This is a genomic window from Dellaglioa sp. CoH-56-MRSF-14 (assembly GCF_056782115.1).
Genome location: NZ_JBXAYB010000001.1, coordinates 387,591 through 394,577, shown reverse-complemented (window position 1 = coordinate 394,577; position 6,987 = coordinate 387,591). Strand labels below are relative to the sequence as shown.

Below are 6,987 nucleotides of genomic sequence, written 5' to 3'. Positions count from 1 at the left end.
TGTTCAGTTTTCAAAGATCTACTTGGTTGCTTTTGACAACTTTTATATCATATCAAGGATTTCGTTAATTGTCAAGATTTTTTTTAATTAATTAACTGGTCACATTTGAATTAGTTGTTTACTACTGAGGCAACGTTTATTACTTTACCAAGAATAATGACCTTCGTCAAGCCTTTATTTAAATTAAATCTAAAAATATTGATGTAATCGTATACATCTGTACTTTTAATTACTTTATAGGTCTTAAATAAAAAAATAATTTCAAAAATAGACTATTAATCCTGATTTTTGAAATTATTTTTTATTTAATGTTCAACTAATAGTTGCTGCATTTGTAGTGTTTGCGCCTGATTTATTTCATCATACAACTTATTAGCAAGTTGCTCGTTAATTATTCCTGCTATATATTGTGTTTGAACATAATTATATTCTAATTGAAATGCTTGAATAAATAAATCTACTGATATTTTTTCATTCTCTTCGTAATCTCTACGAAAGTGTCTTTGTCGATCTTCGATAAATCTTTCAACATTCTGAATATCATCTAGTTGTCCATGTGCATTAGCCAAACGTTCTTTTGTTAAATCATGTAAATATTGTTCAATTACTTCATGCAATTGATTCTCCAAGTCCCATAATAATGATCGGAAATCATTGTGTATTTGCATTTTTTCTATATTATCTTTAGCCCATTGTTTCCTGGCCTTACTTCTCTGTCCACGAGTTATTTGCCCATGGCTAATATGCCACGCTTCATGCCTAACCTGATGTTCTACTGATCGAATGATTCGATTAACACTTAATCGTTGTCCACCATAATCTGTATCCAAAATTTTTCTGTACGTACTGAGTACTCGGGCAGGATAAATTTCTTTTATCTCATTACTATTTAAAAATTCATCTTCAATTTCATTAATTTTTTTAAATAATTCTTGATGTTTATCATACCCTTGAATATCATTAAACCCTTTTTGTGATTGTAATTGTTGAATCACCGCGTATCTCACATCGTTAGATTGAATACGTTCTGTTAAATGTAAACTAGCGTAATCAATCATTTGTATTCGTGAAAAATTTAATTCTTCTTTATTAAATGATAACTTTTTAGCTAGTAAGATTTTAGGCAACACTAATGCTGGTGTTATCATACTTAATAATATGACAGTAGTTGCAATGATTAAAATTTCTTCTCGATACGGAAAAGCCCGTCCATTTATTAACATTGGTAATGAAAATGCCATTGATAACGTGATTGTTCCGTGTACCCCACTCAACCCAAAAACAAATGCATTTTTTCGTCTTTTTTTTGATTTTGAAGGACCGAAAAAGGCAGCAATATGTGGTTCTTTTCCAATTAATGCCCAAGTGTATCGGATACCAATCATGACTACATAGATTATCAAACCCAGACTCAACAACTCAAACGACTGACTCGTTCCAAGTTTAATCAGTGCCCGGAAAATTTCAGGTAAACTAATTCCCAATAAAATAAATACAATACTGTTAAGCATTGCGGTCAACGTATCCCATATTGTTGACGAAACTAACTGGACACGTGTTGCAGTTAATTTTAAACGCTCGGATTCAATATTATGAACAATCCCTGCAGTTACAACAGCAATAATTCCCGATGTCCCTAGACTTTCCGCCAATAAATAAACAATAAATGGTGTTAACAACGCAATTGGAATAATCGTTAATTCTGGTGAAGTTACCCTCTTATTAAAATACGTTCTAACGATAACTAAGATTCCACCTGCCATAACCCCAACTACAATACCACCAACTGCAACAAAAATAAATTGAAATAATCCGCTATAGATGGAAAATGTTCCTTTTTCCATCACAGATAATGCCAAATTTAACATCACTAATCCACTTGCATCGTTAAATAATGATTCGTATTCTAAGGCAGTATTAACCCCTGAATCAAGTTTTGATGCTGATGTTAAGGATTTTACTGCTATGGCGTCAGTTGGTGTCACAATCGCAGCTAGTGCTATTGCAAGTGGCAATGTCCATCGAACTTCTAATCGATTCGCTAACAACCCTACTATTACAACTGTAATAAGCGCTAAAACTACTGATAATAAAAGTATCGCATGAAAATTTTTACGGATCCCCCTAACAGATGTTTTTTGCCCATCATTAAACATAAGTGGTGCAATAATGAATAACATAAAATATTCTGGTTCTAATTCGAAATTAGCCATGACTGGTACTAATGACAACAACAGACCAATTACAATAAGAATAAAAGCATCTGGTATTTTAGGAAGAATTTCGTGAATTACATTTGAAATAATAATCCCCGCCACAAGAAAAGCTATTACATAAAATAGTGCCATTATGCGTTAACGCGTCCTAACCAATATTTCTTTTTACCACGACGAATAATCACAAATTTGCCATCAAATTCTGTAGCAGGATCAATCATAAAATCTAAATCTTGAATTTTTTCACCATTAATACGAATAGCCCCGTTAGTGATATCTTCACGTGCTTGTCTTTTTGATGATTCAATTTTTGTATTTACTAATAACTCAACAATATTCTCTGGTTCTGCTGCTAATTCAACAGAAGGCATATTTTTAAACCCCTGTTCAATTTCACTCGTCGTTAATTCTTTCACTTCGCCTGAAAATAAAGCTGCAGAAATATGTTCGGCTTCAATTACAGCTTCTGGACTATGAACAAATTCTGTTACTTCTCGTGCTAAGCGGCGTTGTGCTTCACGTTTTTCTGGAGCTGTTTCAACTGATTTTTGGTATTCAGCAATCTCATCTGACGTTAAGAATGTGAAAAATTTCAAATATTTCACAACATCCCGGTCGTCTTGATTTAACCAAAATTGGTAGAATTCATATGGTGTTGTTTTTTCTGGATTTAACCAAACTGCGCCACCAGCTGTTTTACCAAATTTAGTACCATCAGCCTTAAGCATTAGTGGAATTGTTAGCCCATATGCCTTTGTGTCTGAACCTAGCTCTTTATGAATAAGATCAATTCCTGCAGTAATATTCCCCCATTGATCAGCCCCACCAATTTGTAATTGAACATCATGGTGCTTGTGTAAATGTAGGAAATCAACTGATTGTAAGATTTGGTATGTAAATTCCGTGAATGAGATACCAACTTCCAAACGACTTGCAACAACATCCTTTGCGAGCATGCTATTTACATTAAATAACTTACCGTAATCGCGTAAGAAATCAAGCAAGCTAATTTTTGATAACCAATCATAGTTATTTACAATTGAAATATTTGAATCTTGTCCAAATAATTTGGTCATCTGTGCAGTGAGAGCTTGCTCATTATGATGAACTTGGTCCATCGATTGCAGCACACGTTCAGATTTTTTACCACTTGGATCACCAATTGAACCTGTACCACCACCAATAATGATGTATGGATGATGTCCTGCTAATTGAAATCTTTTCAACATCATAAATGGAATTAAGTGTCCGATATGCATACTATCCCCTGTTGGATCAACCCCACAGTATAAGCCAATTGATTTTTCAGACGTTAGTTCACGTAACCCATCTTCGTCTGTCGTTTGATTAATTGCGTCGCGCCATTCTAGTTCGTCAATAATATTCATTTCTGTTTCCTCCTATATAATATAAGTATAAAAAAATCCCTGATATCTAAAAAAGATATCAGGGACGAATTAATTTCCGCGTTACCACCCAAGTTATTATCTACATAATATAGTAGCTAATCGCTCAATCATCGTTAACGAGATGAATCGTTGTTAGCTCCATAGCGTACTTCACTCATCGATAATTCCTGATTTCCAGCGACCACCAGGTTTCTTTAAAATTGATCGATAAATTACTGAACTACTTCATCACTTATAGCTATAATATACGTAAATAAAGTCTAAATGTCAATTTTAACCATAAGAATATTAATACTATAAAAGAGTGTCTTGATTGCATTCTATTTCGTTATTCGATACAATTCACTTACAAATTAAAAGTAACTGGAAAGAAGAGGAATCCGATGACAGAAAAGAAAATGATGTCAGCCGTTGTAATTGATGAATTTGGCGGACAAGATAAACTTAAACAACGTGAAGTAGCTATGCCTGAAATGACGGCGGATCAAGTAATTGTTCAAGAAAAAGCAGCTGGAATTAATCCAATTGATTGGAAAACGCGTGAAGGCTTTTTACAAGGTATGCTTAACTGGCAATTTCCTATTATTTTAGGTTGGGATGTGTCGGGTGTTATCACAGAAGTAGGCGCTAACGTAACCGATTGGAAAATTGGTGATGAAGTCTTCGCACGCCCTGCCACGACTCGTTTTGGTACTTACGCCGAATATACTGCTGTTGATGCTAATTTGCTTGCACCAAAACCTAAAAATATTAGCTTTGAAGAAGCTGCTGCTGTTCCTTTAGCTGGTTTAACTGCATGGCAAGCCCTTTTTGATCATGGTCATTTAGAAAAAGGTGAAAAAGTCTTTATTCATGCTGGTTCAGGTGGCGTTGGCTCTTTCGCTATTCAACTTGCTAAATCAGTTGGTGCTTACGTTATTACCACAACTAGCTCGAAGAATATTGATTTTGTTAAAGGACTTGGCGCTGACCAAGTCATTGATTACCATGAAACTGATTTTGCGGAAATCTTAAAAGATATCGACCTTGTAGTTGATACAATCGGTGGTGACGCACAAGAAAAATCAGTTAATATCTTAAAACATGGCACAGGTCGTTTAGTTGCTATTACTGGGATGGATTCTGAAAAAACAGCAGGTCTTGCTGAAGCAAGAAATGTGACTTTTGATTCAATTTGGTTGGACCCAAATGGTGAAGAATTAACTAAATTAGCTGATATGCTTGAAGATGGCACTATAAAAGTGACCTTAGATTCAGTTCATGAATTCTCTGCAGAAGGTGTAGCAGAAGCTCACGATCGTAGTGAATCTCATCATGCACTTGGTAAAATTATCGTTCGTTTTAAATAAAACCCTATTTAGGTAGTTCAGACTTTTTTGTCTGAACTACCTTTTTTAATTACTAAAAGTAAGTGCTTTCACTGGTGTTAATTCATTGGTAGATTTATACTATCCTTGTAGAATAAAATTTTTCAAGAAGGAGATTTACTATTATGCCAAAAAAAATTAATGCATCAGATGCCATGCTCAAAGTTTTAGAAGATTGGGGCGTTAAAACCGTCTATGGGTTGCCAGGTGGTTCATTTGATTCAACAATGAATGCACTACATAATCGTAAAAATACAATTAATTATGTACAAGTTCGTCATGAAGAAGTCGGCGCACTCGCAGCAGTTGGTGAAGCTAAAGTAACTGGAAAATTAGGTGTTACTTTTGGTTCCGCTGGTCCCGGTGCTGTCCATCTATTAAACGGACTTTACGATGCTAAATATGATGGTGTTCCTGTTCTTGCCTTAGTCGGCCAAGTTGGTACACAAGTGATGAATACAAATTACTTCCAAGAAATGAATGAAAATCCAATGTTTGAGGATGTTTCTATTTATAACAGAACAGCTACTACACCCGAAAACTTACCCATTGTTGTTGATGAAGCTATCCGTCAAGCCTACAAATATAATGGCGTCGCAGTTGTCACAATTCCGACCGATTTAGGTTGGCAAGAAATCGATGACACCTTTGTTTCAACAGCCGCAACACACCAAGAACCTCTTTATCCGATGCCTCGTGATAAACAAATTCAAGATGCCTTAGATATTTTAACAACAGCTAAGACACCAATTATTTATGCTGGGAAAGGTGTTCGTGGCGCTGGAAAAGAATTAATTGAATTATCTGAAAAATTATCATTACCAATCGCAACAACTGCGCTTGCTAAAACAATTATTCCTGATGATTACAAAGCATACATGGGTTCTGCTGGACGAGTTGCTGGCAAACCCGGCGTTGACCTTCTTCGTGGCGCTGATGCTGTTCTTTTCATTGGATCTGATTTTCCATTTGGTGAATATTTCTTTTCTCCAGATGCTAAATTTATTCAGGTCGATATTGATTCTGAAAAATTAGGTAAACGTCATTCAGTTGATGTCCCTATTTTAGCCGATGGTAAGGAAACTTTAATCGCATTAAATAAGGCCGTTAAAACACCAGTTGCACCAACAAAATGGTACAAAGCTGCCATCGCTAACAAAGAAAACTGGATTAAATGGATTGATAGCTTTACTGAAGATGACAGTAAACCACTTCGTTTTGAACCAGTTTTCAATGAAATTAATAAAATTAAAGATGACGATGCAATTTTCCAAATTGATGTTGGTAATGTAACGATTGAAGCAATGCGTTTCTTACGTCTTGGTGAGAAAAATAAATTTACAACATCCGCATGGTACGCAACGATGGGGTATGCACTACCCGCAGCAATTGGGGCTCACTCTGCCTTTCCAGACCGTCAAGTTTTCTCAATTTCTGGTGACGGTGGTTGGACGATGGTCATGCAAGATGTCTTAACACAAGTTAAATACAACATGCCTATCATCAACGTTGTCTTAAGCAATCAGGAACTTGGATTCATCCGCGCTGAACAAGATGATAAACAACAACCACACTCAGGTATTGATTTAATTGATGCTGATTGGGGCGCAATTGCCAACGACATGGGAGCTAAAGGGTATACCGTCCGGACATTAGCAGAATTAAAAACTGCTTTTGCTGAAGCTAAAGGTTCAAAAGTGCCTGTTGTTATCGATGTTAAAGTAACTTCTGACCGTCCACTTCCTGTTGAACAGCTCATTATTGATCCTAAAACACAAGATCCAGATGCTGTTAAAGCTTTTGTTAAAGAATACCAAGCAGAGGGTTTAATTCCATTTCGAGAAATCCTTGAAAATCAAGATTAAATAGTTTTTATTTAATTGATGTATCTTAGCTTAATTAAGTTAAAATACATTTTTTATAGAACAAAAAAAGATATAAAGAGAACCCTTGGGATTGAATTTCATTTCAATCCCAAGGGTTCTCTTTATATAC

Annotated in this window: 4 protein-coding genes and 1 other annotated feature; of the genes, 2 read left to right on the top strand and 2 right to left on the bottom strand. The window is 35.3% G+C overall.

Annotated elements, in window-relative coordinates; translation table 11 throughout:
• Positions 1-305 precede the first annotated feature (305 nt).
• Both AC1RPX_RS01820 and tyrS read right to left on the bottom strand, forming a co-directional pair.
• On the bottom strand, positions 306-2,348 hold the full coding sequence (locus AC1RPX_RS01820; RefSeq protein ID WP_481761136.1) for a cation:proton antiporter: 2,043 nt from the start codon (positions 2,346-2,348) through the stop codon (positions 306-308).
• Positions 2,348-3,604, bottom strand: coding sequence for a tyrosine--tRNA ligase (tyrS, locus tag AC1RPX_RS01815; RefSeq protein ID WP_481761135.1), 1,257 nt, complete (start codon positions 3,602-3,604; stop codon positions 2,348-2,350). The genes AC1RPX_RS01820 and tyrS overlap by 1 nt, the downstream gene beginning before the upstream one ends.
• Positions 3,605-3,661: 57 nt before the next feature.
• Positions 3,662-3,863 (bottom strand) — a binding site (T-box leader).
• A 163-nt stretch (positions 3,864-4,026) separates the two neighbouring features.
• Between tyrS and AC1RPX_RS01810 the strand changes: the two genes are divergently transcribed.
• Both AC1RPX_RS01810 and spxB read left to right on the top strand, forming a co-directional pair.
• Positions 4,027-4,974 (top strand): NADP-dependent oxidoreductase, encoded by a 948-nt coding sequence (locus tag AC1RPX_RS01810; protein WP_481761149.1) that lies wholly within the window; start codon positions 4,027-4,029, stop codon positions 4,972-4,974.
• Between the two features lie 143 nt (positions 4,975-5,117).
• On the top strand, positions 5,118-6,857 hold the full coding sequence (gene spxB, locus AC1RPX_RS01805; RefSeq protein WP_481761134.1) for a pyruvate oxidase: 1,740 nt from the start codon (positions 5,118-5,120) through the stop codon (positions 6,855-6,857).
• Positions 6,858-6,987 lie beyond the last annotated feature (130 nt).